Here is a 24910-nt window from a genome sequence, read left to right on the forward strand (position 1 = left end):
ACTGCGCCGTGTTTAAAGGCTCCAGTCGAATAAGGGTGGTACCACGACACATTCGTCCCTTGACGAGTGTGTCTTTTTTGTTTTGCCCGGGTTCCCGGGTTTGGTTTGTGCATCGCAAAATAATAATAAGAGGTGTATGTATGATGCGTCAAAGTGAATTGTTAGCTCCAACATTGCGAGAAGCGCCAGCTGAGGCGGATGCAGTCGGTCATCGTTTACTATTGCGCTCCGGGATGATCCGCCAGCTTGCGGCAGGCATTTACAACTATTTGCCGCTTGGAAGGCGTGTTCTGCTGAACGTCGAACGGATTGTGCGCGAAGAGATGGATCGGGCTGGCTGCCAGGAAGTGCTGATGCCGATCATGCAGCCGGCGGAGCTGTGGGAGCAGTCCGGCAGGTATTCGCAGTACGGTCCCGAATTGATGCGTTTCAAGGATCGTCAAACAAGGGAGTTTGCATTGGGCCCGACCCACGAGGAAGTGGTGACAGCTATTGCGAGGGATGAGGTGAATTCTTATCGCCGCTTGCCGTTCACCTTATACCAGATCGGCACGAAATTCCGGGATGAGCGCCGTCCGCGATTCGGCCTGCTGCGCGGCCGGGAATTCCTGATGAAGGATGCGTATTCCTTTGCATCCAGTTGGGATGAGCTGGATGTGACGTATCAAGCGATGAACAAGGCGTACACTCGCATTTTTGAGCGCTGCGGACTGGATTATATTTGCGTTGAGGCGGATGCGGGCACGATTGGCGGCCAGGGCGAAACGCATGAATTCATGGCGCTGGCGGAAGTGGGCGAAGATACGATCGTTACCTGCAATCACTGCGGTTATGCGGCCAATCTGGAAAAAGCGGGATACAAGTCACTGTCTTCGGAGAATGTAGCGGAGGTTTCGGCGGATACGTTCATTCGCGAAGTGTTGGCCTACATTGCAGCGGATGATAATAGAGGGGATTCCGTCGAACGGACGACGAATGGGGTTGATGTGAAAACATGGAAGGAGAACGGGAAAGAGCCTGTCAGGGTGCATACGCCGAATATTCGTTCCATTGCCGAGCTTTGCGCGTTTACGGGCCAAGGGGCTGAACGCATGATCAAAACATTGCTCTATCGGGCCGACGGCAGGCTGGTTGCTGCACTTGTTCGAGGGGATCACGAACTCAACGACGTTGCGCTTAAACAGGTTTTGGGTGCAGAAGAACTCGAGCTTGCCGACGAGCAGGCATTGGCGGAACATGCCGAGCTGAAAGTGGGCTTCCTGGGTCCCATCGGCCTTGGCCTTCCAATCATCGTGGATGCCGACGTGGCCTCCATGACATGCGCGATCGTAGGCGCCAATGAAGTGGATTATCATTGGGTGGGCGTAAGGCCGGGCCAAGACTTTGCGTTGGAGCATGTCGATCACATTCGTTTTGCCGCGGAGGGTGATGCGTGTCCGGCATGCGGCGAGCCGCTTGCATTTACGAAGGGCATTGAGATCGGCCATATTTTCAAATTGGGCACGAAATACAGCGAGGCAATGGGGGCCTCTTTCCTAGACCGGAACGGCCGTGAGAGCGTGCCGGTGATGGGATGCTACGGCATTGGCGTATCGCGCCTGGTGGCCGCGATTGCCGAACAGCATGCAGGCGAAAACGGGATACGTTGGCCGGCAGCCGTTGCTCCGTATCAGGTGCACCTGATTCCGCTGAACTGGAAGGATGCGGCGCAGCGTGAGCTTGCCCTGAAACTGGAGCAGCAACTCGCGGATGCCGGGTATTCGGTTCTCGTTGATGATCGGGAGGAACGGGCCGGCGTAAAGTTTAACGATTCGGAATTGTTTGGCTTGCCTGTGCAAATCGTCATCGGACGTGGAGCAGCGGAGGCTAAAGTGGAATTGGGGTCGCATGCTCTTGCAGCATCCGGCGTGACGGGCAGAATCGACATGAGTGCTTCAGAGGCCTTGAATTATGTAAAAGAGCAGTTGTAGTCCGGTTCGGTGCAGCCGGAAATAATGTTAGGACCGAATAATTTGCGATAGGTTGAAACTACTGCCAAACGGGACAATTGACATGCTGATTTCAAGCATTTTTTAAGACTAAATAACTAAAATTTTAATTTTTTGGTTTTCTTTTGTCAGTCGACTGATCAAATGTTTTATTTCGGCCAAACATGATGAAATGGTGTTGTGTATTTATGTAACTGAATGGCTGGTCATCGAGTGGTTTCCTTTCGAAGTTACCGCATCACCTCTGGAAAGTGAAACAATTGAGCCATAGTTCATGCCCCTGCTCCATTATTTCATCGTTGGGAAATTTCGAGAGCAGGGATTCATTTTCCACCCTCTAAAGAAAAAGGATGTCTCGCCATCGACCGCGGGACATCCTTCTAGTTTTTGAAGCGTCTCCTATTCGGGGTCATCAATGAATGCCGAGGGAGACGTTAACTTAACGTATTTCTTAAGAAGCCGCAGGCAGCTTCAGTTTTTGTCCTGGATAAATCCAGTGAGGGTTTTTGAGACTGTTCAGTTTTTGCAGAGCTTGCCAAGTTGTGCCGTGTTTCTTGGAGATGGAGTACAGGGTATCTCCGGATTTAACGACATATACGTTGGCTGGTGCCGGTTTGGCTGGTGTTTCCGGTTTGCTTGGTTGCGGTTTCGTCGGCTCTGGTTTAGGCTCGGTCGGAGCAGGCTCTGGCGCTGCCGGTTTTTCCGGCTGCACAGCAGGAGCTTTTGCTTCTTCTTTGATACGCCCATCGGTTTTGATATTTACCGCGCCAAGCTTTTGCATGTAGTTGATCAATGCTTCATCCATTGCGCCGTACATGCCGGAGATGGAATATTTGGTGAACATGGTGTACTCGTCCCCGCCTACCGCTGTGAAGTCATTGGTAGCCAGCTTGTAAGTAGCTTCCGGATCAAGGGCTTTGCCGCCTACCGTCACGGAGTGAACACGGTTGCCTTTGTCCGCAGAAGCATCGATGCTGAACTTGATTCCGGATACTTGCGGGAAGCCGCCGCTTGGCTCAGGATAAGAGGCTACGCCGTTTTCCAGTGCTGCAAGGATATCCGCACCTTTGACATCGAGCGATACGACTTGGTTGCCAAAAGGAAGAACGGTGATGATGTCACCTTTGGTTACAGTACCTTCTTTGATGGAAGCGCGAATTCCGCCGCCGTTGGTCAATGCAATATCTGCTTGGGCAACGTCGCGAAGCGCATCGGCGAGCAGGTCGCCCAGATTGGATTCGCCTGCGCGAACTTGCGCACGTTCGCCGTCCAGGTGTACCGCCGTATTCGCTACTTCTTCTTTAAGGATAGGCTCTTGTTCTTTTTGGATGGAGCTGACCAGAGCAGCTACCTTTTCATTGGGTTTGATGTCTTTGGCTTCGGTTTCGTCAATCAGCGTGGCTTGCTTTTTCGTCACTTTGCCGCCGTCTACCCACAGGTCGATCACACCTACATAGTTGGTGTATTCACCGGCACTTGCAATCAGCGTTCCATGGTCGGATACGAGGCCGTCCTGCAGAACGGTGTGACTGTGTCCGTCGATGAATACGTCAATGCCAGGCACTTCTTTTACCACTTTGAAGCTTGTATCCGTACTGGAAGCGTCTTGTCCAAGGTGGCCCAGCACAACGACGACATCCACTTTGCCGCGAATTTCATTCACAAGCACTTTTGCTTCGGCAGCAGGGTCCGTAATATCGAGCCCTTCCACGTTTTTCGGATTTGTTTTGTACATCGTTTCCGGCGTGGTCAGGGCGATAATCCCGATTTTGACCCCGTCCACTTCCTTGATGATGTATGGATCGAACAGACGAGTTCCGTCTTTTTTCTTCACGTTGGCGCTGATCATCGGGAAATTCATCATATCCGCCAGCTCAAGCAGACGTTTGGAGCCGTAATTGAACTCATGGTTGCCCGGAACGATGGCTTGATAGCCTATTTCGTTCATGACTTTGACGATGCTCTCGCCTTCGACCAGTGTGGCGAAGGTTGTTCCGTGAACGGCATCGCCGGCATCAAGCAGAAGCGTGTTGGGATTTTCGCTGCGATACTTGTCCGCAATGCCCGCAACTTTGGCAAATCCCATGGCCGGTGAAGCTTCAACAGCACGCGCGTGCGTGTCGTTCGTATGTAGAATCGTAATGTGTTTGCCCGTGCCGGTAGTTGTGTCCGTTGCAGCCGCGGCAATACTTACGCTGCCAAACAGCAAACATACCGTTAGCAGAAGTGAAACGTAAGTCTTCCAGATTTTCATATGAATCCGTACCCTCCCCAAATAATAATCTAACTAAGCCGGACCCGGCTCACGTCATATTTTAACAGACTATATTAAGGAAATCTCGCGATTTGCGTAAAAATACATAACCTGAAGATGACATCTGTCCGCCTTTATCGACCGGCAGTCATTATTTTGGAAAATGGAGACCGTATGTTCTTAATGTGGGTGAAAAAAATGCTGCGCTTCACGGGGCAAGCCTGTACGCAGACAAAATTTTTCGAGCGGTTCATCCGGCTCGGGGGTGGTTCCAAAAGTCAGCAAGGCGATGGCAAACCGGTTGGCTTGCCTCTCCAGTTTGCCGGGAGCAAAGTAAGAATGCTCCTCCAGGAAAAAGCGGTTGATTCCCTTATGCAAACGGTCGTGCCCCAGCTCATGGGCGCATACGAAACGCTGCCATTCCGGAGGCAAATCGTTGTGTATGACGATAAATCTGCGCCGCAGCTTTCGGAAGTAGAGCCCTTTGGTCGATTTTCCCAAATTGGTGAACCGAATCTGTATGCCCAAGGCCCTGGCAATGCTGAACGGGCAGTTCGTCCGGTGTTTTCGAATCAGCTTGTTTACGATGTCATCCATATCAAACCACCTGCCGCAGGATTTGGTATAGGGTGCAGTGCTTCATTGGCGATCGTCCGGCTCGTTTGGCTTCTTGCGTTTGTTCATTTTTTTGGCCTCCCAGAATAGCCCGGTAAGCACGTCCTTGATTCGCTTTTTGTCTTCGGCATCGAGCGGAATGCCGTCGAACATCAGATCATCTTCCTCTTCCAGCATCTTTTTGAAATCCCTGCGGTCCTTGTAGGTTGCCCACTCGGGTGCATCGGCCATTCCGGGAACAGAGCCTGTTTCTTCGATATATCCTGCTCTTTGCATCATGTCGGGGTAGGATGCCGATAGCGCGTCAGCGAGCTTGCGAATCGTTGCAGGTTTGGGAACGCCCCGGACGCCGTTCTCGATTCGTGAAATTTGCGAATTGCTAATGCCGGCGGCATCGGCGAGTTGGTTGATGCTGAACCCTTGCTGTTCCCGGAGATGTTTAAGGTACGGACCAAATGCGTGTTCCACAATTCATGCCACTCCTTTTATATAGGGAATCATTTGTTGCAAATAATATAACGCATTTAATACCTTAAGGTAAAGGAATAAGATATTTTGATGCCAAAAGGCAAAGAAAACGAGAGAATGGCTTTAGTTATGTCTGCAAAATGAACGGATATGAGGGTTTACTCTGCTCTCCAGAAAGTGGTATTCTCAAATAGAAATACGAACAATATGCGAACACAATGTAAATTATAAGCTATTTTTCCCTGTTTGTGTAGTGCGATTTCACCGGAACGGGCGACCTATGCCGTGTTCCAAAAGGCAATGAAATCGCCGGAATTTGGGTGTTGCATTCATGGTGGAACAGAAGAACTCTAATTCGAGAGGTTAACTAGGAGGGAACGAATATGGAAATGACATTGCCTGAATTGGATCGACGGAAAACGCAGGCCGCGGTGGAAGCGGCTTTGGAAAAATACCGCATTTATAAAACGGTCGCTTTTGAGGAGCGCGAGGCGATGGTGACGGCCAGTTATACGGCTCGATTTCATGGCGCAACCAATGTTACGGGCGATTCGACGGCCCGAACGGCGATCCATAACGTGGACGTGCGGCGGGCAAGGCAGGCATACTGCGATACGATCGAAACGATTGTTTCAAGGCTGAGCGAAAAGGAACAAATTCTCGTGACCGAAAGATATATGAAGGATGACGATGTTTTTGATTACAAGGTGTACAACCACGTGTTCGATCCGCCCGTAAGCAAAGATACGTATACGAAAATCCGCACGCGTGCGTTCTATAAAATGGCGCTCGCGCTGGCTGACCGCGGCCTGATCAACATGGATCCGCTGGCCTCATCCCGTGCGGAACGCAAAAAACTCGGCTGAACGCTGCCGGTGCTGCGGAAACTTCCATAACCTCCGCCGATTGTATACAATAATTGAATGATTACTCGGGGAGATAGGAGGGAGCAAGCCGGAATGTCGGAACAAGCCGGAATCAGGGAAATGTACACGCTCAAGACGATTGCCGAGACGCTGAACACATCGAATGATCTTGGAGCGATGATGGATACCGTCGTAGGCAAGCTGCTTGAATTGACCGGATTGACTGCCGGATGGGTATTTCTCATCGGGGAGCGCGGCAGCTACCAATGCATCTCTGACGAACATGTGCCGCCTGCGCTTAAATATCGCGGCGGGGAACCGATGCGCTGCGGTACCTGCTGGTGCGTTAACCGATTTTGGGACGGCCGCCTGGACAACGCCGTCAACATCCTGAATTGCAAACGGCTGGAGAAGGCTGCCTTGCATGCATGGGGAGATACGCAGGACATCACGCATCATGCGACCATACCGCTGAGATCGGGGGAAAAGCTGCTCGGACTGCTGAACGTTGCTGCACCGGGCAAGGCGCATTTCAGCGATAGCGAGCTCGCATTGCTGCAGGCGGTGGCCTATCAGATCGGCAGCGCGCTGGAACGGATGAGATTATATCGCGCAGAGCAGCGAAGGGCTGACCTGTATTCCAAGCTGGGCGAGTTCGGCAATGCCATGGGACAAGTCGTAAACGAAGCCGCAGGATCGGAAAATCTGGCCGGAACCGCCATCCGGCTGATCGGAAAATATTACGATTGGCCCATGATCCTTTTTCTTGTCCGGGAGAGCAAAGATTCTATCATCCAGGCCGATTATGTTCGCGGTTCAGGCATGCGTCTGCGGAAACGCCTTTTGTTGGAATCGGAGGCGGATATGCTTCCCGGCATGTTTGAACGCGAGACTTCAGCCGTGCTAAGCCAAGAGGAGATTGTCGCGATTGGAGCCGGCGGTGCGTTGGAGGCCGCATTGCCTGAACTTAGAGCAGGTGCGGTTGCTCCTGTTACATACGGAGCGTCGGAGGAGAAGGGATTGCTGGTGATCGGCAGAGATACGCTGAATGACGATGTACAGGCCGACCTGGAGGTATTGGAGGCGCTCGCGGACCATATCGGAACCGCATGGGAAGGAATGAAGCTGGCCGAACAGCGGCGCGAGCTGGCTCGGCTGGAGGAACGGAACCGACTGGCCAGGGATTTGCATGATTCGGTCAACCAGATGCTGTTTTCGCTGTCGCTGACGGCACAGGGGGCGGAGAGCATGCTGCCCGACTCGCCTGAGTGGGTACTCATCCGAGACGCCATGCAAGATATCCGCTCTCTGTCCAGGCAGGCGCTGAAGGAAATGCGGGCATTGATTTTGCAGCTCCGGCCAGCCGGGCTTGAGCGCGGGATGCTTGAGGCATTGCGCGAATATGGCACAGGGCAGGGGCTGATTGTGAGCGCCAGCTGTACCGGTATGCGATCCATGCCGCGCAGTATCGAGGAAGGGTTATGGCGCATCGGCCAGGAGGCGCTGAATAACGTTCGCAAACACGCCGGAGTAAGTGCTGTCGACATTAGGCTGGAACTGGACGCGGAACAGGTGATGCTGACGATTAAGGATAAGGGGAACGGCGGGGCCAAAAAGCGTGGCGGGCAACCGCCGGGATCGCTGGGTCTATCCATCATGCGGGAACGGGCCGAGTCGCTCGGCGGCCGATTGGAGCTGACCAGTTCGACGCGCAAGGGAACTTCGGTGAAAGCGGTCATTCCTCTTCCGCCCGAACCGATCCTGAGTCAGGAGGAACATCGATGAAGATTCGAATATTGCTTGCGGACGATCATACAATGGTGCGCCGGGGGCTGTACCTGTTTCTGGCCACGCAGCCTGACATGGAAGTGGTTGGCGAAGCGGCAGATGGTTTGGGTGCCTTGGAGAAGGCGGGCCTGCTCCGTCCGGACGTGGTGTTGATGGATTTGCACATGCCTGGATTGAACGGAATTGAAGCATCAGCCCGTTTGCGGGCCGATGTGCCGGAGAGCAGGATCATTGTGCTTACGTCGTTTTCGGATCAGGATCATGTCGTGCCTGCGGTACAAGCCGGGGTGAAAGGGTACCTGTTGAAAGACATCGAGCCGGAGCAGTTGGCCGCAGCCATACGAAACGTGCATGCAGGCAAGGTCGAGCTCCATCCGGCTGCAGCGGAACAGATCATGCATATGCTCGCTTCTTCCGAGGTGCCCATGAACGGGGCGGGATCGCTGCCTGTTCAGCCTAACGTTCAGGAAGCAGCGGATTTCCCGGCCAAACCGGCGATGGATAGCAAAGAAGCCGATCACGGCCTGAGTCTTCTCACCCGGCGCGAGCGCGAAGTATTGGCATTGATCGCGCAGGGCATGAATAACCGGGACATCGCCGCCAGGCTGGTCATTACGGAAAAAACGGTAAAAACCCATGTCAGCCATCTGCTGGACAAATTGGGTCTGGCCGACCGCACGCAGGCTGCCGTGCTGGCTGTTCGCAACGGGTGGATGGACTGACGCGTTAGGCGGGCAGATTCCGCAATAAACTACGACCAAAGTCGTAGAATTTTTCCAAGCTCAACCGAGAGGTTGAGTTTTTTTGTGTGGAAAGTTACATCCATATACTGACGATCCGAAAGCGTTGTTGACTGTAGAATAAGAAGAAAGAATGGCATAAAGCAACATGAAAGACCTAAAAAACCGAGATTTAAACATCCAATTTGCCTCGAACTTGAAGGAGTGAGTGATATGAACGTTTTGGTCATCACCGGCAGCAACCGAAAGCATGCAACCAGTACGCGTTTGGCGGAGTATGCGGCTCAATTGATCCGTGAAAAAGGGCATGATGCCGTCCTGTTTAACTTGTACGAAACACCTCTTCCGTTCTACGCACCGGACGAAAAAATGGAGGACAACACCCATGTCGCCGAGTTGAAAAGCCGCATGCTGGAAGCCAAAGCCGTTATTTTGGCTACGCCGGAGTATCATGGCAGCATTAGCGGCGTGCTCAAGAACGCGCTTGATCATCTGGGTCAGTCCTATTTTAGCGGCAAACCGGTCCTGTCCATCAGTTCATCCGGCGGGGCGGTAGGCGTCAGCTCCTTATTGCAGCTGCAAGCCATCGTCCGCAATCTGCACGGCATTAATGCGCCGGAATGGATCTCGATCGGGGGTTCGCAGCGGCGACGATTTGAGGCGACCTATGACGGATATGAAGAATACGAAGCAAGTTCGGACATTGAGGAACGTGTGCAGCGCGTCGTCGGTTCGTTCCTGCAGCTTGCGCAGGCGCTGAATCCGGATCAGAAACCATGATATAAGGTAAAGCTCGCAAATTGACCGAAGATCTTGATGACAAAATTATACGAGGAAGCAGGGATCCCATGATTAAAGGCATTTTTGAAACCCATCTTAACGTAACCGATTTGGAAAGGTCCCATCGATTCTATGAGCAGGTCGTTGGATTGACGTTTGCCTACGGGCAGCCCGAGCGGGGAAGAAGCTTTTATTGGATCGGCGGGAAAGGCAAGGCGATGCTGGGACTTTGGCAGAAGGACCCGTCCGAGGTGCTGCGTCAGCATTTTGCGTTTGAGGTATCGCTCGAGGACATGAAACATGCAGTCGATTATTTGGAAGGCCGGGGCATCAAAACGCGTAACTTCCTGGAGGATGATATCGGCGATCTCTACGTATTCGGCTGGATGCCTGCCGTATCGGTATATTTTACAGACCCGGACGGCCATTCGCTGGAATTCATCTCGATGCTGCCTGACGAAGCCAAACCCGAGCTGGGCATGGTGCCCTGGAAAAAATGGGAGCGAATGCACGGACGTTGATATTTTACAACATTCGAGGAGGAGGAGACAGCATGATTATTGAAGAAGTCCGGTTATATACGGCACATATGAAAGAAATGCGGCATTTTTACGAAAACGTGCTTGGCCTGCCGGCGGTGACGATTACGTCGGATTCGTTTTCGCTGCAAATTGGATGGACGCGCATGGTTTTCGTGGAAAGCCCGGCGGCCTATGAGCCGTTTTACCATTTCGCCTGGATGATTCCGTCAAACCGCTTCCGCGAGGCGAAGGCTTGGATCTCGGAGCGTACAACGCTGAATGTTCACGAGGGCCGGGATGAAACGTATTCCGTCAATTGGAACTCCCATTCCCTGTACTTTGAGGACCCTTCCGGCAATATTCTGGAGCTGATCGCGCATCATACGGTTCTGAACGAAAGCGATCATGCCTTCGGGGCAGGGGATTTGGTTAGCGTATGCGAGATTGGGCTGGTGAGCGAAGACGTATCCCAATCCGTGCTTGAACTCGGTCGGCAGGGATTGGAGCCTTGGCGTGAGTGGAGCGATACCTTCGCACCGATCGGGGACGTCAATGGTTTGTTCATCGTGGTGAAAAAGGAACGCATCTGGTTCTTCTCCGATAAGCCGGCGCAAATTTTCCCAATGACCGTGACCATTCGAGGTGTGGGCGCGATGCATCTGGGAAGCTGGCAGCAGCTGAAGGAACAGCGGACGATCGAAAAATAAAATAGGTGGAAAAGGGAGGGCACGGCTTGATTCGTCAAGCAGGGGTCCTCCTTTTTTTATGCAAAATCCTGCGTTTTTCCGACTTGCCCCCGACGATATTCGTGCACAATTCAGGCGTCAAAGCGGCAGCGCCAGCGCGGAAAAAAGGTAAGATGGATTTATCCGATCGGCAGGGATGAAGGCATTCCTTAGCTTTTCGGGTAGTAATAGAAGAAAATATTGATTATATAAGTTGAACTATACATTTTACACGATAACGGAGAGGGCAGAACGAATCTGGAGAAGCGAAGCGTTCGTTTAAAAGCTTTCTGAAAGAAAGCTGCATCGGAAGCATGGGTTTATCACCGGATTTTCCCCTTGAACAAAGGGAATCAAAAAAATCTAGGGATAACAGCGATCGGAAGATGGTTCTGACCACGTAGTGGCTCCGTGTAGAAATCATTCGTTCAACTTATATAGACAGGAGGTTTCATGATATGAAAACAGTAGTGTATGTTCCGCTCGATGATCGTCCGGCAAATCTGGATGACGTCATCGTGCAAGGAAAAGCAGCCGGTCTCCATATCGTTGCACCGAACCTGAACGATATTGAAAATCGGCTGGACTCGGAAAAAAGCGTGGATGGAACGATGCTGCTTGGTACATCGACCCCGACGTACGGCAAACCGTCCCAAATTCGCGATTTTATCCGAAAGCATGCGGCAGCGGCCGACGGATTCGTTATTTCTGCCGATATGCTGGCCTATGGCGGATTGATTGGCAGTCGTCAGTTGCGCGACCACGGCGGGGCGAATTACCCGGATTATGATGCAGAAACGACAGCGCTGCTGGACGTGATCCGGGAAATTAAGGAGAATTATCCGCGCAAGCCCGTTTACGTGATGGATACGATCATGCGGCTGGCGACGACGTCCTTTGCGGATGGTTTGACGTTGGACGCCTATAATGAGTCCCGCACCTTAATGCAGCAGCCGCGCAAGGCGTTCACGGCGTTCGAGGATATTATCGCAGGGTACAACGTGTCGCCGGACGGCGTGGAGTATGGGGACACGACCTATTTTGACAAATCCCGGTACTATAACACGAGACAGCATAAATTCAAAAGCAATCGTTACATTCTGGAACGTTTGGCACGTGAGGGATATATCGATTTCCTAGCGGTCGGCGTAGACGACGCCAACACGCAGGGTGTGCAAATCAATGAAATCCGCTATGTGGAGCAGCGCATTAACGAATGGCTGGGCGGAATCGACGGGCAAAACCCGGAACGCGCCATCATTTTGCCTGACGCGGATGGACTGGGGCATTCCCTTGTCGCCCGCATGGCGAACCAGCTTCATCGCAGGGGAAAGAAGACAACCTATGGCGTCACGTATTACGGGCCGCACGGCTCCACGATCATCAACACGTATGAATACATGGACGTGCATCAAAATTTGGTCCGGCATGTGGACATTGTCGGCGGCAAGCTGGTGACAGACTCCGCTTCTCCCGAGGTTGAGGCAGAAACGGAAACGGCCGCCGCAAGCGTAACCAGGGAGAGCGGAGTCGGTAATCCGGGTAACGAAACGGACGGATTCAGCGTAGACAGCGAACTGGATCGGATGACCGGCCAAAGCGCGGGAACGGCGAAGCATCGGTATCCCGATCTTTCGATTATTGCGATCACGGCCGAAAATCGGATTCAAGAGGCCATGGCCCATCTTGCTTCGAACGGCGAAAAGGGTGTACCGACCCTCGTGATCGATTTCGTGGGCAAGGGGCCGGCGAATCCGGCTGTAGCCGAAGCGCTGCTGGATTCGCCGCATACTGGGAAACTGCTCGGTTACAGCGCATGGAACACGCCGGGCAACAAAATCGGCATGGCCGTGGGCATGGGACAGTCCCGATACGCTTTTTTGACCACAGAGTCGCATCCGCGGGCGCTGGCCAAAGCGATGGATGCGCAGGGGTCCCTGCTCTTCAAACGTTTCCTAAAAGATTACTATTACAAGGCGGTAGCCATCGCCGATATCCGGACCTATTCCAGAGCGCATGCGCTGTACACCAATGTGGCGACGTTATCGGACCAGAACATGCTTCTGTTCAATTCGGCTGAGGACTACGCGTATTTGCAGCGGCTGCTGCGCGACCTGATGCAGACGCACACGGCAGCGCTCGGAGCCAAGCCGGCCTTTGCCGCCGGAAGTAAGGCCATCTTCCGAATTTGCCATGGCGACGCTTTTTATGCGGAATATCTCCGCACGGAGCTGGCATACGACAATCCGGATTTTATCTGGTGGCGTGCGTTCGAAATTACGTTAAGCCCTCAGGCCAAGCTGAAGTAAACCCAAGAACCTTGTTTTCCGCAGTACTGCGGGAGACGGGTTCTTTTTTTTGGTTGATCATAATATCGATTTTCCCCTTCCGCAAAGCGTCGTCTTTTTTCCGCCGATCCGCCTGCCGAATCCGCACGGAAGTCGGACGGAACACCATCCGCGCTAGGAACGGAACGGTGTAAGATTGTATTATCGGATCAATAGCAAACGGGCACCACCGAAAGCATATACGCTAAGTATGAGGACCAGCCGGCGGCTGGTCTTTTTCATGCGGTGAGGTTGCCTAACTGTTGATCCGGTACCAAACCAATGCAAGGAGTGAGCCTCCAATGCCCCTTGTTGCTGCGCAATGGGGATTAAGCCAAATCGGCAGCCGAAAGGGGAGAAAACGCATGCAGACATGCAATACAGTATGAGCGATGAAGCATATACAGCAGGCAACCCGGGATCCATGGATACGGGAAACGTCGGCTCGTTGAGCGCACGAATCAGGCAAACCCTCAAGCGCAGACTCGCGGAGGAGATTCCTGCCTGGAACGGTCGTGTCGGGGATATCCCGGCCCCGGGAGAAGTGTTAAGCGGACCTTGCGCGGTGGTTGCTTTTGCCGAGGAGGTGCCGAAGTCGGCCTGGGCGGGTTATCGGCGTATCATCCACGTTTACCCTTATGCCCGTTCGGAAGACGGAGGCGCGGAACAGGTGGAGGCTTGGTCAGCGCAGCTGATCGCAGCTTTACATCAGGCACGGCTTGAGGATGACGAGGGCGGCGCGTTCACCTGCATCTATGTCGGCTCGCGGGAATGCGACCGTATCGATCAGGCCTCCGGCATGATTACGCGCAGCTTGCGCTTCGCCGTTTACGTGCCGGAACCGGCCGATCACGCTCCGGCTATTCCGTCTGATCCGTGGATGCAGGCGATGCTGGATTGGACGAGCAAAGAGCTTGGCAAGGATTGGGCGGTGTATGCGGATGTATGGCCGCGAGGCTACGAGAACCAAACCGTTTTGTGGCGGCTGGCTGGAAGCAGCACGTCTGCGTCAGGGACGAATGCACTGGAACTGCGCAAGCAATGGATCGGCCACGTCGTGGCATCGGGGGAAGAAGAGACTCGGCTTGCCGTTACCCGGCTGGTGGAGCAGCTTGGCGTACAGGCGCGCATTCCTTTGTCCATTGCGGGTGATAAGCGGTACGCGACTGTGGATGAAGTCTCCGCAGACCTGCAGGCAGATGCCTACCTGAACGGCCAGATCCGGTTGACGCTCCAGCAGCGCATTCGCCGATCTGTGGCAGATGCACCGCTGATGCAGGCAATTCATCACAAACGCGTGCTGGAATAGTCCCGGTGGCGAGGGACTTCAGCTTCATGAATGCGCAGCGGATCAGGCACGCAATAAAACTTTTGGATAACGAGGTGAGATGCCCATGGCAGGCACGGTCAAAAAAAATGCGCAGGCAGCCCCGAAGTATACGCGGGCGGAACTGATGAATCATGCGGAAGCCCTCTTTGCCGTCAAGGCTGAGGTGCTGCATGGTGCGCTGTTTGAAGCGGCGCAGCAAACATTTTCCATTCAAGAGGTTCAGGAAAGCATCGATCAATTTATGAAAGCGAAGGTGAACGGATAATGGCAGGCGGAACTTGGGAGCAAACGAATCGTCCGGTACTTCCGGGCTTGTATATGAATTTTCAGGCGGCAGCGGCATCGGCCATTCAGGCCGGATCGCGGGGGACCGTCGTTGTTCCGGTCAAGGCGAACTGGGGCCCGGCAGGCACGTTTGTGGAAGTGGGCAGCGAGGCGGCGATCGGACAGATTTTCGCGGCAAACGCCTTGGATAACGGGACGGCCTATGCGTCCTTGAAGCTGGCATTGTTGGGCGGGCCGAAGAAGTTATTGGCATACCGCGTAACCGGGGAAACGGCGAAGGCGGCAAGCTTGGTGCTGAAGGATGGCAGCGATGCGGACGTGCTGCAGCTGGCTGCCAAATATCCGGGCGATCGCGCCAACGGTTTCTACGTGACGATTCAGCCGGGCGTCATCGACAACACGAAGCATGAGGTGCGTCTGTTTGAGGGCAACAAAATGCTGTATGCCTTGCTGACGGCAGACATTTCGGCCGCGGCGCTGGCCGAGCAGATCAATGCGGATGAGAGCAATCTGTGGATTACCGCACAGGCGGTAGGCAATGGAACGGGCACGGTAGCGACGGTGTCGGGAGCTGCTTTCAATGGCGGTGTGAGCGGCAACGAAAGTATTGCCAATGCGGATTACATTGCTTTGCAAGCGGCGCTGGAGGGACAAACGTTCGATGTGCTCGCCCTGGATCATGCGGCGGATGCGTCTTTATTGGCGAGCTTTGCAGCGTGGGTGAAACGTGTGCGCAGCGAAGGCAAACCGGTGATGGCCGTGTTTGGCGGTTCTTCCGCGGACGATACTTCGGCGAGCGCGGCGCAAAAGGCGGCAGCGCGCTCCCTCACGCTGAACCATGAAGGCGTCATTAACGTGGGGACGGGCGTACGTTTGGGCGACGTTGATTACAGTTCGGCGCAAACCTCTGCGTACGTGGCGGGTCTGATCGCCGGGCAGCGTTTGAACGAATCGACGACGTATGCCGCGACTCCGTTTGATGATGTGACGCGCAAATGGACGCGTGCCGAGCAGGAGCAGGCCGTGCAGAACGGGGTGTTCATTTTCATCCATGACGGCCGTCAAGTGAAGGCGCTTCGCGGTGTGAACACGCTGGTTACGCCTGAGTCGGGTCAAAACAATGCCTGGAAAAAAATCCGTTCGATCCGCGTGATGGATGCGATTAACACGGATTTGCAGCGTTCCGCGGAAGACAGCTACATCGGCAAAGTGAACAATACCGAGGAAGGACGCTTGGCGCTGATTTCGGCCATGAAGTCCTACCTGGGGCTATTGGCGCAAAGCAATGTGATCGAAGCGTCCGGTTACGATGTCGTGCTCGACCCGACATATTACGGCGACTCCCCGGTATTCAAACCGGAGGCGGATCAGGTGTACCTCCAGTGGAATGTGAAACTGACCGATGTGATGGAGCAGTTGTTTGGCACATTTTATGTGCAGTAATTGGCGTTGGGATTAGGGCGTGGCGAACCTTATACCACGAGACTGATCGCCGAGGGAACTAGATGGAGCAGTCGAATTTTTAACGAACCTGAAGCACGTTATTGGCTCCAAATCGATGTGGTTGGCACTTTAACGAACCTCAGACGTCTTATTTGCCCGAAAACGGGCGTTGTTGCTTGTTTCCGGCCCGAATAGCGTGGCTGAGGTTCGTTACATTGTGGCATGCGTGATTTATCTCCAAATAAGGTGTCTACGGTTCGTTAGAACTACACAAATGAATCAACGAAGAGGTGTGGAACCTCAACATATAACCAAGGAGGAATTTTACATGTTGGATGCATCAAGAGTTATTCTCGGTACCCACGGTCAGCTGCATATCGATGGCGTGTGGCAGACCAATATCAACAAACTGGAGGCCAGCGTGGAGATCGAGAAGCGCGAGCTGAACCTGGTCGGCAACGACTGGAAGGTGCACAAAAACGGCGCCAAAAAAGGCACCGGCACCATGACCGGTTACAAAGTGACATCGGACATGATCGTGCGCGGTTTTACCAAATTCGAAATTATTTCCTCGCTGAACGATCCCGAGTCCTATGGTCATGAGCGGGTGCTGCTGAAAGGCTGCATGGTCGACAAAATCCAGTTGGCCAACTGGACGGCCGGCGAGGAAGTGCCGGAGGAGACCGGTTTTACCTTTGAAGGATTCGATCTGCTTGATCCGATTGTAGCCAGATAATTCGAGCGGAATGTGAATGGGCTGGGACGTTTCCCGGCCCTTTCATTGACCATGTGTAAGAGATGAGAAAGTGTGCTGGTGAATGGATCAAGTTGAAGCATTGAATTTATACACAGTCAAAAAAAGGAGCTAACAACCATGAGCGTAAACGAACATTTGTCGGAAGAACAGATTTTGGACCAGCTGTTTGAAGCAGCCGAACGGCTGCCGGAGGAAAACGTGCGCATTCAGCGCCTGGATCTGCTGCTGACCCTGCGCGGCCTGACGTCCTCGAAGGTCGATCAGATCCGCGAACGCTGCACGATCCGCAAAACGGTCAAAGGCCGTACCGAGGAAAAAGTAGACACGGAGACATTCAACGCGCTGCTGATCTCGGAAGCGACGGTCAAGCTGCAGGTACGCAGCCTGGAATTGTCCGGCTGGGGAGACAGCCGCATCACTGGACGCATGAAGCTGTCCGGCGGGGAGCAGGCGGTTCGCCGCATGCTGCTGGCAGGCGAATTGGATGCGGTCGGCGACAAGGTACTGGAGCTGTCCGGCTTCGGCGTGGAGATTGAAGACCTAAAAAACTGATTCACTCCGGCGGAATGACGACGTATCTGTATCATATGTGGGTGCGCCATCATTTGCGTCCCGGAGAGTTCTGGGCACTGCCAAGAGGAGAGCGTTCATTGCTGCTCGCTTTTAGTGAAGAGGAGATGAACGCTTTGGCCGCGACGGCCAATCGATAGAGGAACAACGATATGTCAGGAGGTGAACGAATGGCAGAAACGATTATTGGTTTGTCCCAATCGAATGCGCAGATGCGAACGACGATTCGTTATCTCGACCAAATTCAGCGTTCCACGGATCGGTTGGGCCGAACGCGATATCAGAGTTTGATCAAGACCAACAACGAGTTGCGGACAACTGGGCGACGTTTGGAGAGCATTTATAGCACGGCGGTACGATTGAGCAGGTTACGGATTATGCCGAAGATCGGTTTAATCGATGAACTAAGTCCGGCATTAGATCGTGCGCTTGCGAAGCTGAACAGTGTGCGCGGACAGATGGTGAAGGCATCCGGAACGGTGTTGGTTGACGTAAAGCAAAAGGTTGAAGTGGAAATGGGCAAAATGGGTAACAGCATAATTAATCATACAACTTTTAATAATGCTATGAGTACAACTACCAGTGCTCCAAGTAGTTCAGGTAGTTCAAATCCAGGATGGATGGACTGGACTACAAATGCCAATAACGCCGTCCTTAGTCCTTTGAACAATGCTACTGACTTAATAATAAAGTGGGGGGGCGGTTTGAAAAAATTATTTTCAAAAAATGATAAAAATGGATCTAACTGCAACTGTTGTTGTGGTGGCGGCTCTTTAGTCGGTTCAATCAAGAACCGTTCAAAAGGGGGAAGGGGAGGAAAGCCAACAGGAGGGAATAGTTCGGGTCGTAATGCCAGCAACAAGGGTGGCCGATCAGAACAAGCTCGACAACAAAATAATAAAGTGACTGTTAGGACAGATGCTGGTGAAAAGAAAACGATCATTACAAAGACTACTGATAAAATGATGGATGATGCAGTTAGAGATTTTCGACGACAAAATGATAAATCGCTAAAAATAGGCAAAGGAATATCTGGACTTACTTCCGGCATTATGTCAGGCTCACCGCTGGATATGATGTCTGGGAACGGCATGTTCTCCAAAATAAGCAATGGTCTCGCTAAAGGTGCAGGAAAAATGCTAGGTCCGCTTACCATGGTCGCCAGCGTGGCCAATATTGCCACCGCTCCCCCCGAAGAGCGTGGACGTGCCGTCGGCTCCATGATCGGTGGTACGGCAGGAACAGCGATCGGCAGCGCGATCGGAAGTGTATTGCTGCCAGGCATTGGAACCTGGGTTGGCGGTGCGGTTGGGGGCTGGGCTGGCAGTGAAGTCGGCGGCTGGATCGGAGATAAGGCGAAAGACATCGGAAACTTCATGTCCAGTGCAACCGAAGGCGTGGGAAATGCTTTGTCCGGCGCGGCTGATTTTGTGGCCGAAAAGACGAAGAACATCTTCGGCGGAATCACCGAGTTCTTTGGCGGCTCTAAGAAAGAAGAAGCTCCTGCGGTGACGCCCCCCGCTTCCGTACCTTCACAGCCAATGCCAGCTCCGCCATATATACCAGAAGCTCTTTCGATAACCGGTCCGAAAGCCTACTTGTCCGGCATGGGCGGCGGCCCAACGGCGGCGGCACTCGCTGGACCGAACCTGATGCAAATGCAGGCCATGGGCATGGGTACAGGTGCAGGTGCAGGTGCGCAAGCACAGGCCGCGGGCAACGGCACACCATCCACGATGACCGTGCAAATTTCCGAGGAACAGATGAGCAGTCTGGCTGGTTACCTCACCGATTTCAAAACTGAGGTCACCAACCAAGTCTCTGTCAACGTGCCTGCGGGAGCGGTGCAAGTGACGGTGCGCGAAAACGCGATCGATTACGATGCCCTCGCCCTTCAGATCGGGGGACGCCTCTCGAATGAATTGCGCCGTGCCATGGAAAATCGCCGATCAACGGTGATGGCTTAAAGTGGAAGGAGGTCAATCATGGCATTCATTGAAGATACACCCGAAGGTTTGGACATGCTCTTTACCTTGAAGGACGGATCGACCACTTTCGAGTTTCCGGTCAATCCGGAGGAGGTAAGCATATCCCGTTCCAAAGGGTACGAAACGATCAACATGCTGGAGCATGGCGAGTTTGATTTTGCGATTGGGGAGAAGGTGAAGGAGATCACCTTCTCTTCTTTTTTTCCGAAAGAACATAACCGATCCTTCTGCCAAACGACGACGGTTCCCGATCCGCGTGTGGCGATGAACGTACTGAATACGTTCCTGGTGTCCAAAAAACCGCTGCGCTTCATTATCTCGAACACAGGCGTGAACGTACCGGTATACTTGGTCACCCTGAACACCACCTTCCGGGGAGGCGAGCCGGGGGACATTTATTTCGACCTGACCCTCCGCACTTGGCGGGATTCGAAAGTGGAGAAGCTGGGTGCAGGAAGGGCGAGCAAATCATCGTCCTCCCGGACCGACCTGAAAAAAAACAGCAAAACGTATACCGTCAAATCCGGTGACTCGTTATCGAAAATCGCCAAGCTGGAGCTGGGAAGCAGTTCAAAGTGGAACGAGATCTACCAGCTCAACAAAAAAACGATCGGCAACGATCCTAACCGAATCAAGCCTGGGCAAAAGCTGGTGCTGCCATGACGTACAAAGTCATTGTCGAAGACAAATACGATGTCACCAAGCTGGTCGAGACGATTACGCTTAAGGATTCGCTCGACCAAATTGCTTACCAAGGCAATGTCCGGTTGGCAGTGTCAGCAACTTCCGGTTTGCCTGCGATATCGCCGGGCATGGCGGTGCGGATCAGCGGGGTTCCTTTTGGCGGCACAGGTATGGCGACGTTGCTGCATCCCGCAGTCATTTGGGAGGCGGAAAGCTCGAACGGCAGCGTCAAACGGTTATCCCTGACGATCTACGACCGGATGATCTATCTGGAAAAATCGGAGGACGAGTTTCTGCTGCCCAAAGACCAAACGGCCACGCAGCGGCTCAAAACGTATGCAAAAGAGTGGAAAATCCCATGCGCCACGCTGCCGAATACGGCGACAAAGCTTAGCAAAGCGGTGTACCGATCGCAGACGATCCTGTCGATGATCTATGCCGATCTGAAAGAGACGGCCAAATCGGGCGGGGACATGTACCATCCCCGGATGACGCCTGCCGGGCTGCAGCTGTTCAAGGTGGGCAGCAATGCCAAAGTGCATGAACTGGACCGGCTGATCGACCTGTCGCAAATGCGTACATTGGAGGGCGCGGTAACCAAAGCAAAAGTCATGGCAGCCTCCGAGTCCAGCAGCGGCAAGGAAGTTCCCTCCAAGGTGCTGGCGATCGAGGAACAGGGTATTGCCGAACTCGGTACGCTGCAAAAGCTGTTCCAGGACGATCAAGTCAAAACGGCAGCGGCCGCCAAAAAGCTGGCCAAGAGCAAGCTGACCGGCATCCAGGAGACGTTTACCGTGACGGCGCCGGACATCAATACGATTCGAGCCGGAGACGCGGTGCGCCTGAAAGGGATAAAGCTGATCGTTATGTCGGTCAGCCGGGATTTGTCGGCAGGTCCGGGCACGATGACGCTGGAACTCGGCACGGCCGAACTGGTGAAAAGGAGGTATTACCTTGAATAAAGATGATCCGTATGGACATTTTGCCGATGTGATGCGCGGCGCGATGAGCAACCATACTCGCCAGGCCGTCAGCGGCCTGGGCGCGGTGCTGGGCACGATCACGTCGTCCGGCGTGAAGCTGGACGATTTCAAACATGAGGTACAGGACTATTTCGTGGCCGAATACCCCGGCACTTTGGAGCTGCCCGAGCGTGAAACGACGGGTTCAATCTCCGGTATCAGCGAGGTGGCGAACGGCGGAACGACGAGCGAGGGACGCTTTCTTTTGCAAAAAGAAGAAGTGGAAGAGGCGATATTATCCCTGGGAAAAGGGATGAAGCCAGGTGACCGGGTGCTCGCGATGCGGGTGAACGGCGGCAACGACGTCGTGGTGCTGTGCAAGGTGGTGAGTGCGGGTGCCTAGTTTATTTCCGGAAATCGGGATGGTGTGGGGCGATGAAGAAGATTGGTCCGGCCAGGAGGCGGAGTCGGTAGAGGTGCAGTTTGGCCGAAGCTGGCGTTTCGATTACGATGCCGGGGAATTCGTGCTGACGCCGAGCGGCAAAGTTGCCGCGGCAGACGGTCATGAAGCGTGGGTGCAATGGTGCAGCAAAGCGGTGCGCACGCCACGATACCGACATGTCATTTATTCGCGCAATTACGGCTCGGAGCTGGAGGACCTTATTGGTGGTGGCGACAGCCGGGGCGTGGTGGAAAGCGAAATCGTTCGCATGGTGACGGAAACGCTGCTGGCCGATCCACGCACGGAGACGGTGGACCAGTTTGCGTTTGATTGGGAACGGGAAGTGTGCCGATTCTCTTGCCGGGTGACGAGTGTGCAGGAAGAGTCAATGATTTTGGAAAGCGAGGTGATCTGACGGATGGCAGAGTTTCCGAATTATTTGGAAGAACAGACCGAAGAGCAAATTATGCAGCGCATGCTGGATCGGTTGCCCGTCGATTTGGATAAATCGGAAGGATCGTTCCTGTGGGATGCGCAGGCACCGGTGGCTTTTATGCTGTCGGAGGCGGCAGTTTGGGCGCAAGAGCTTTTGCGGCGAGGGTTCGCGAGTACGGTGGCAAGCGATGACCCGAATTTCCGTGCAGAGGAGCTGGACCTGCGGGCAGGCGAGCATGGCATTACGCGGCGTGCAGCGGTGGCGGCACAGGGAGTGGTGCGTTTTGCGGGAACGCCGGGCAAAGTAGTGCCTGCAGGCACCGTTGTCGCTACGCTCGCGGACGAGATTTCGGGCGAAGCTTCGCTGGAATATGAAACGACAGGCAGTGTGGAGCTGGATGCGGATGGTTCTGGAACCGTGGGCGTGCGTGCATTGGTTGCTGGAAAAGAGAGCAACGTGCCCGCAGGCACGGTCGTTGTGCTATCCACGCCTGTGAGTGGCGTGACGTCCGTGGTGAACCCTGATGCGATCAAGGGCGGCGCGGATATTGAAACGGATATGGCGCTGTTGGAGCGCTTTTATGCCAAGGTCCGCAACCAGGGGACGAGTGGCAACAAGGCGCAATACATCCAGTGGGCGAGCGAAGTGCCCGGCGTAGGCGCGACACGCGTCATTCCGCTCTGGCAGGGGCCGGGCACGGTTGGGCTGTATTTGCTCGACACGGACAAACGGGCGGCTGGCCCGGATCTGGTGCAGGCGGTGCAGCAGTATATCGATCCGACGCAGGATGGGCAAGGCGAAGGCGCTGCGCCCGCAGGACCAATCGTTAGCGTGATGCCGGCCGAGGAAGTGCCGATGAACATTGAAGTCAAACTGACGTTGGCGAGTGATGTCACATTGGCGGAAGTAAAGGAGCAGATCGAGCGCGGGGTGACCGCGTATTTGAAGCAGCTTGCTTTTGCCGATCCATTGGTGCGTTACACCCGCATCGCCGCGATTCTGCTCGACATTCCACCGATCATCGATTATGCGGAGCTGACCGTGAACGGCATGAGCGACCAGAACATTGAAATGACGCCAAGCCAGGTTGCTGTACTTGGGACGGTGGACGTGCATGAGTAAGGTGCTCGGGGAGCAGCAGATCATGGATGACATGTGGACAGCGCTGGAGATGCAGAAGGAATTTTCAAGGCAGGACTCTGGCGGAGCGGAAGGAGGTGGCCGGATGTGAGTGCTGCTGTGATGAGTGACGAAATGGATGGCAAGAGCAAAGATGCTGCTGTTCAGAGTGAAGGGATTGCCTTCAAAAGCGTAGATATTTCGAGTGCCAAAGGGCGTGAGCTTTTTTCCTATCTCCCCGGGTACTATGAAACTTCGCGCGTAATGCGTGCCGATATGCAGGCCAAGGGTGCGGAGATGGACATGCTGTACCAAGCGCTGGAGGAAACGTTGGACCAATTTTTCGTGCGGACGGCGACGTGGGGGCTGGACTATTGGGAGCAGGAATTGGGCATTGAGACAGATCGTCTTAAGCCCGTGGACCAACGACGCGCTGTAGTCGAATCGAAGCTGCGCGGTGCAGGAACGTTTTCGGGCAGGCTCGTGAAAAGTGTAGCGGAAGCTTATGCGGGCGGCAAGGTGGACGTGACGTTTCAACCGGAGGCGTGGAGTTTTACGGTGAGCTTTGTGGACACGATGGGCATTCCGCCGAATATGGAGGATCTCAAGCGAGCTATCGAAGAACTGAAGCCGGCTCACATGGCTGTCGAGTATGAGTACCGTTATCTGAACTGGGATGATCTGGACCGCAAGCAAGTGACATGGGATGAACTGGATGCCGCGTCATTGACGTGGAATGAACTGGAGGTGTGGGCGTAATGCCAATGAAAACGGATCGTTTGAAACTGCCGCTGCCTTTGGGGAACGAGAATGTGACCCGGGAGAGCATTAATGCAATTTTTGAAAAGATTGATGCGGGTGTTGCGACGCAGGAGGAACTCGACAAAGCGGTTAGTGAGATGGATATTCCGGATGCGTCGCTGACGCAAAAAGGGAAGGTGCAGCTGTCGAGCAAGACAAATGGGACATCCGAGACGCTGGCGGCGACGGAGAAGGCGGTTAATGTTGCATTTGCTGAAGCGCAATCGGCAAAGCAGCTTGGAGTTGAGCAGAAAGCCAATGTGGTTGCCGCTCTCAACTCCATTGGGGTAGCGGCATCCACAAGTGAGTCATGGGCGCAGCTCATTACCAAAATGGCATCGGTGATACGGGCCACGGGTAATGCTACGGTTGGACAGGTTTTGGCCGGGGCAACGTTTAGCAATGCGAGTGCTAACGGACTTATCGGAGCGATCCCAAACCGTAGTGCCCAAAGTGCCCACCAATTAGCTAAATTGACAGAGGTGTGGGCCGGGGATCGTGCTTTTATGATGCCTCCTGACGGCTATTATGATGGTCAATCGTGGGTGTATGCCCTTACGCCCGATCTACAACCAGCAAATATATTGGCTGGCAAGAACATTTTAGGTGTGGCAGGGACAGCCGCACCGGGAATTGCTCCAGGAGAGACTCCACTATTTAGCTTTGTGGGGAAGAATATTCTAAAGTGGCCACCAGCAGATACATGGGTAAGCTATTATCGAATAACTTTTGCTTTTGCTGGAAGGTATCGGATATCCTATACAACTAATCCTGGTGGGGGAATAGAGTCCCATCGTTACAGATGTAATATCTTTTCGGGAGGAGTTCCGATAGGGACAGAAAGGGTAACAAGCTCTTTTCAGGGAGATATAACATACACCGAAGACCTAGACATTAGCGCAGGACAGGTGATCGAGTTTAGGTCTAGTTGTAACTATGCGAGTAGACCGTTCGAGATGAAAGATATCTATGTTCGGTCGGCTATCGGATTCGTAGGTGTAGAACTATAAGAGGTTAGTCC

24 protein-coding genes are annotated in these 24910 nt (G+C 53.7%); 21 read left to right on the forward strand and 3 right to left on the reverse strand.

All coding sequences use genetic code 11. The features are described 5' to 3' along the window. Positions 1 to 143 precede the first annotated feature (143 nt). Entirely contained in the window at positions 144 to 1970 is a 1827-nt protein-coding gene (locus MKY59_RS05760; RefSeq protein ID WP_339278335.1) for a proline--tRNA ligase, read from the forward strand. 469 nt (positions 1971 to 2439) lie between these two features. On the opposite strand, the gene MKY59_RS05765 is transcribed toward MKY59_RS05760, so the two are convergent. From MKY59_RS05765 to MKY59_RS05775, 3 genes are all read right to left on the reverse strand, one after another. After that, positions 2440 to 4242 carry a 5'-nucleotidase C-terminal domain-containing protein gene (locus tag MKY59_RS05765; protein ID WP_339276499.1) on the reverse strand — a complete coding sequence of 601 codons (1803 nt, stop codon included), beginning with the start codon at positions 4240 to 4242 and terminating at the stop codon, positions 2440 to 2442. Between the two features lie 180 nt (positions 4243 to 4422). Then, positions 4423 to 4839 (reverse strand): ImmA/IrrE family metallo-endopeptidase, encoded by a 417-nt coding sequence (locus tag MKY59_RS05770; protein WP_236415347.1) that lies wholly within the window; start codon positions 4837 to 4839, stop codon positions 4423 to 4425. A gap of 42 nt (positions 4840 to 4881) precedes the next feature. Next, entirely contained in the window at positions 4882 to 5328 is a 447-nt protein-coding gene (locus MKY59_RS05775) for an XRE family transcriptional regulator (protein WP_236415405.1), read from the reverse strand. Positions 5329 to 5708: 380 nt separating this feature from the next. Between MKY59_RS05775 and MKY59_RS05780 the strand changes: the two genes are divergently transcribed. From MKY59_RS05780 to MKY59_RS05875, 20 genes are all read left to right on the forward strand, one after another. Then, on the forward strand, positions 5709 to 6191 hold the full coding sequence (locus MKY59_RS05780) for an ArpU family phage packaging/lysis transcriptional regulator (protein WP_339276502.1): 483 nt from the start codon (positions 5709 to 5711) through the stop codon (positions 6189 to 6191). Between the two features lie 93 nt (positions 6192 to 6284). Beyond that, positions 6285 to 7976: a GAF domain-containing sensor histidine kinase gene (locus MKY59_RS05785; RefSeq protein WP_339276504.1), complete on the forward strand. Its 1692-nt coding sequence runs from the start codon at positions 6285 to 6287 to the stop codon at positions 7974 to 7976. Next, positions 7973 to 8701, forward strand: coding sequence for a response regulator transcription factor (locus MKY59_RS05790; protein WP_339276505.1), 729 nt, complete (start codon positions 7973 to 7975; stop codon positions 8699 to 8701). Before MKY59_RS05785 ends, MKY59_RS05790 begins: the two co-directional genes overlap by 4 nt. Before the next feature lie 231 nt (positions 8702 to 8932). After that, complete coding sequence (locus tag MKY59_RS05795; protein ID WP_339276507.1) at positions 8933 to 9499, forward strand: NADPH-dependent FMN reductase; 567 nt, start codon at positions 8933 to 8935, stop codon at positions 9497 to 9499. 68 nt (positions 9500 to 9567) lie between these two features. Continuing rightward, the gene (locus MKY59_RS05800) at positions 9568 to 10020 is read left to right on the forward strand and encodes a VOC family protein (RefSeq protein ID WP_339276509.1); all 453 of its coding nucleotides are present in this window, start codon (positions 9568 to 9570) and stop codon (positions 10018 to 10020) included. A gap of 32 nt (positions 10021 to 10052) precedes the next feature. Then, positions 10053 to 10727 carry a VOC family protein gene (locus MKY59_RS05805; protein ID WP_236415336.1) on the forward strand — a complete coding sequence of 225 codons (675 nt, stop codon included), beginning with the start codon at positions 10053 to 10055 and terminating at the stop codon, positions 10725 to 10727. Between the two features lie 476 nt (positions 10728 to 11203). Next, positions 11204 to 13054: a DUF4127 family protein gene (locus tag MKY59_RS05810; RefSeq protein WP_339276512.1), complete on the forward strand. Its 1851-nt coding sequence runs from the start codon at positions 11204 to 11206 to the stop codon at positions 13052 to 13054. A 391-nt stretch (positions 13055 to 13445) separates the two neighbouring features. Next, positions 13446 to 14381 carry a hypothetical protein gene (locus MKY59_RS05815; protein ID WP_339276514.1) on the forward strand — a complete coding sequence of 312 codons (936 nt, stop codon included), beginning with the start codon at positions 13446 to 13448 and terminating at the stop codon, positions 14379 to 14381. Between the two features lie 85 nt (positions 14382 to 14466). Next, a complete protein-coding gene (locus MKY59_RS05820; protein WP_339276516.1) occupies positions 14467 to 14667 on the forward strand; it encodes a hypothetical protein in 201 nt (66 codons plus the stop codon). Further along, positions 14667 to 16130, forward strand: coding sequence for a phage tail sheath subtilisin-like domain-containing protein (locus tag MKY59_RS05825; protein ID WP_339276518.1), 1464 nt, complete (start codon positions 14667 to 14669; stop codon positions 16128 to 16130). Before MKY59_RS05820 ends, MKY59_RS05825 begins: the two co-directional genes overlap by 1 nt. Positions 16131 to 16458: 328 nt before the next feature. Then, positions 16459 to 16866, forward strand: coding sequence for a phage tail tube protein (locus MKY59_RS05830; protein ID WP_236415328.1), 408 nt, complete (start codon positions 16459 to 16461; stop codon positions 16864 to 16866). 138 nt (positions 16867 to 17004) lie between these two features. Beyond that, complete coding sequence (locus tag MKY59_RS05835; protein ID WP_339276520.1) at positions 17005 to 17439, forward strand: hypothetical protein; 435 nt, start codon at positions 17005 to 17007, stop codon at positions 17437 to 17439. 188 nt (positions 17440 to 17627) lie between these two features. Then, entirely contained in the window at positions 17628 to 19424 is a 1797-nt protein-coding gene (locus MKY59_RS05840) for a hypothetical protein (RefSeq protein WP_339276522.1), read from the forward strand. Positions 19425 to 19478: 54 nt separating this feature from the next. Beyond that, positions 19479 to 20108: a LysM peptidoglycan-binding domain-containing protein gene (locus tag MKY59_RS05845; protein ID WP_236415404.1), complete on the forward strand. Its 630-nt coding sequence runs from the start codon at positions 19479 to 19481 to the stop codon at positions 20106 to 20108. Next, positions 20105 to 21091, forward strand: coding sequence for a phage portal protein (locus tag MKY59_RS05850; RefSeq protein ID WP_339276523.1), 987 nt, complete (start codon positions 20105 to 20107; stop codon positions 21089 to 21091). The genes MKY59_RS05845 and MKY59_RS05850 overlap by 4 nt, the downstream gene beginning before the upstream one ends. Continuing rightward, positions 21084 to 21494 carry a hypothetical protein gene (locus MKY59_RS05855; RefSeq protein ID WP_236415320.1) on the forward strand — a complete coding sequence of 137 codons (411 nt, stop codon included), beginning with the start codon at positions 21084 to 21086 and terminating at the stop codon, positions 21492 to 21494. Before MKY59_RS05850 ends, MKY59_RS05855 begins: the two co-directional genes overlap by 8 nt. Beyond that, positions 21487 to 21948, forward strand: coding sequence for a DUF2634 domain-containing protein (locus MKY59_RS05860; protein WP_339276525.1), 462 nt, complete (start codon positions 21487 to 21489; stop codon positions 21946 to 21948). The genes MKY59_RS05855 and MKY59_RS05860 overlap by 8 nt, the downstream gene beginning before the upstream one ends. A gap of 3 nt (positions 21949 to 21951) precedes the next feature. Beyond that, a complete protein-coding gene (locus MKY59_RS05865) occupies positions 21952 to 23091 on the forward strand; it encodes a baseplate J/gp47 family protein (protein WP_339276527.1) in 1140 nt (379 codons plus the stop codon). A 195-nt stretch (positions 23092 to 23286) separates the two neighbouring features. Next, positions 23287 to 23847, forward strand: coding sequence for a YmfQ family protein (locus tag MKY59_RS05870; protein ID WP_236415403.1), 561 nt, complete (start codon positions 23287 to 23289; stop codon positions 23845 to 23847). Then, the gene (locus MKY59_RS05875; protein ID WP_339276529.1) at positions 23847 to 24899 is read left to right on the forward strand and encodes a phage tail protein; all 1053 of its coding nucleotides are present in this window, start codon (positions 23847 to 23849) and stop codon (positions 24897 to 24899) included. Before MKY59_RS05870 ends, MKY59_RS05875 begins: the two co-directional genes overlap by 1 nt. Positions 24900 to 24910: the final 11 nt, after the last annotated feature.

It is taken from the genome of Paenibacillus sp. FSL W8-0426 (assembly GCF_037969725.1).
GTDB lineage: Bacteria > Bacillota > Bacilli > Paenibacillales > Paenibacillaceae > Paenibacillus > Paenibacillus hubeiensis.

Coding starts and splice junctions, on each gene's coding strand:
- MKY59_RS05840 (WP_339276522.1), top strand. CDS start 17,628: ATGGCAGAAACGATTATTGGTTTGTCCCAATCGAATGCGCAGATGCGA.
- MKY59_RS05795 (WP_339276507.1), top strand. CDS start 8,933: ATGAACGTTTTGGTCATCACCGGCAGCAACCGAAAGCATGCAACCAGT.
- MKY59_RS05790 (WP_339276505.1), top strand. CDS start 7,973: ATGAAGATTCGAATATTGCTTGCGGACGATCATACAATGGTGCGCCGG.
- MKY59_RS05770 (WP_236415347.1), bottom strand. CDS start 4,839: ATGGATGACATCGTAAACAAGCTGATTCGAAAACACCGGACGAACTGC.
- MKY59_RS05805 (WP_236415336.1), top strand. CDS start 10,053: ATGATTATTGAAGAAGTCCGGTTATATACGGCACATATGAAAGAAATG.
- MKY59_RS05825 (WP_339276518.1), top strand. CDS start 14,667: ATGGCAGGCGGAACTTGGGAGCAAACGAATCGTCCGGTACTTCCGGGC.
- MKY59_RS05760 (WP_339278335.1), top strand. CDS start 144: ATGCGTCAAAGTGAATTGTTAGCTCCAACATTGCGAGAAGCGCCAGCT.
- MKY59_RS05820 (WP_339276516.1), top strand. CDS start 14,467: ATGGCAGGCACGGTCAAAAAAAATGCGCAGGCAGCCCCGAAGTATACG.
- MKY59_RS05815 (WP_339276514.1), top strand. CDS start 13,446: ATGCAATACAGTATGAGCGATGAAGCATATACAGCAGGCAACCCGGGA.
- MKY59_RS05810 (WP_339276512.1), top strand. CDS start 11,204: ATGAAAACAGTAGTGTATGTTCCGCTCGATGATCGTCCGGCAAATCTG.
- MKY59_RS05835 (WP_339276520.1), top strand. CDS start 17,005: ATGAGCGTAAACGAACATTTGTCGGAAGAACAGATTTTGGACCAGCTG.
- MKY59_RS05780 (WP_339276502.1), top strand. CDS start 5,709: ATGGAAATGACATTGCCTGAATTGGATCGACGGAAAACGCAGGCCGCG.
- MKY59_RS05800 (WP_339276509.1), top strand. CDS start 9,568: ATGATTAAAGGCATTTTTGAAACCCATCTTAACGTAACCGATTTGGAA.
- MKY59_RS05845 (WP_236415404.1), top strand. CDS start 19,479: ATGCTCTTTACCTTGAAGGACGGATCGACCACTTTCGAGTTTCCGGTC.
- MKY59_RS05765 (WP_339276499.1), bottom strand. CDS start 4,242: ATGAAAATCTGGAAGACTTACGTTTCACTTCTGCTAACGGTATGTTTG.
- MKY59_RS05865 (WP_339276527.1), top strand. CDS start 21,952: ATGGCAGAGTTTCCGAATTATTTGGAAGAACAGACCGAAGAGCAAATT.
- MKY59_RS05785 (WP_339276504.1), top strand. CDS start 6,285: ATGTCGGAACAAGCCGGAATCAGGGAAATGTACACGCTCAAGACGATT.
- MKY59_RS05850 (WP_339276523.1), top strand. CDS start 20,105: ATGACGTACAAAGTCATTGTCGAAGACAAATACGATGTCACCAAGCTG.
- MKY59_RS05830 (WP_236415328.1), top strand. CDS start 16,459: ATGTTGGATGCATCAAGAGTTATTCTCGGTACCCACGGTCAGCTGCAT.
- MKY59_RS05875 (WP_339276529.1), top strand. CDS start 23,847: ATGCCAATGAAAACGGATCGTTTGAAACTGCCGCTGCCTTTGGGGAAC.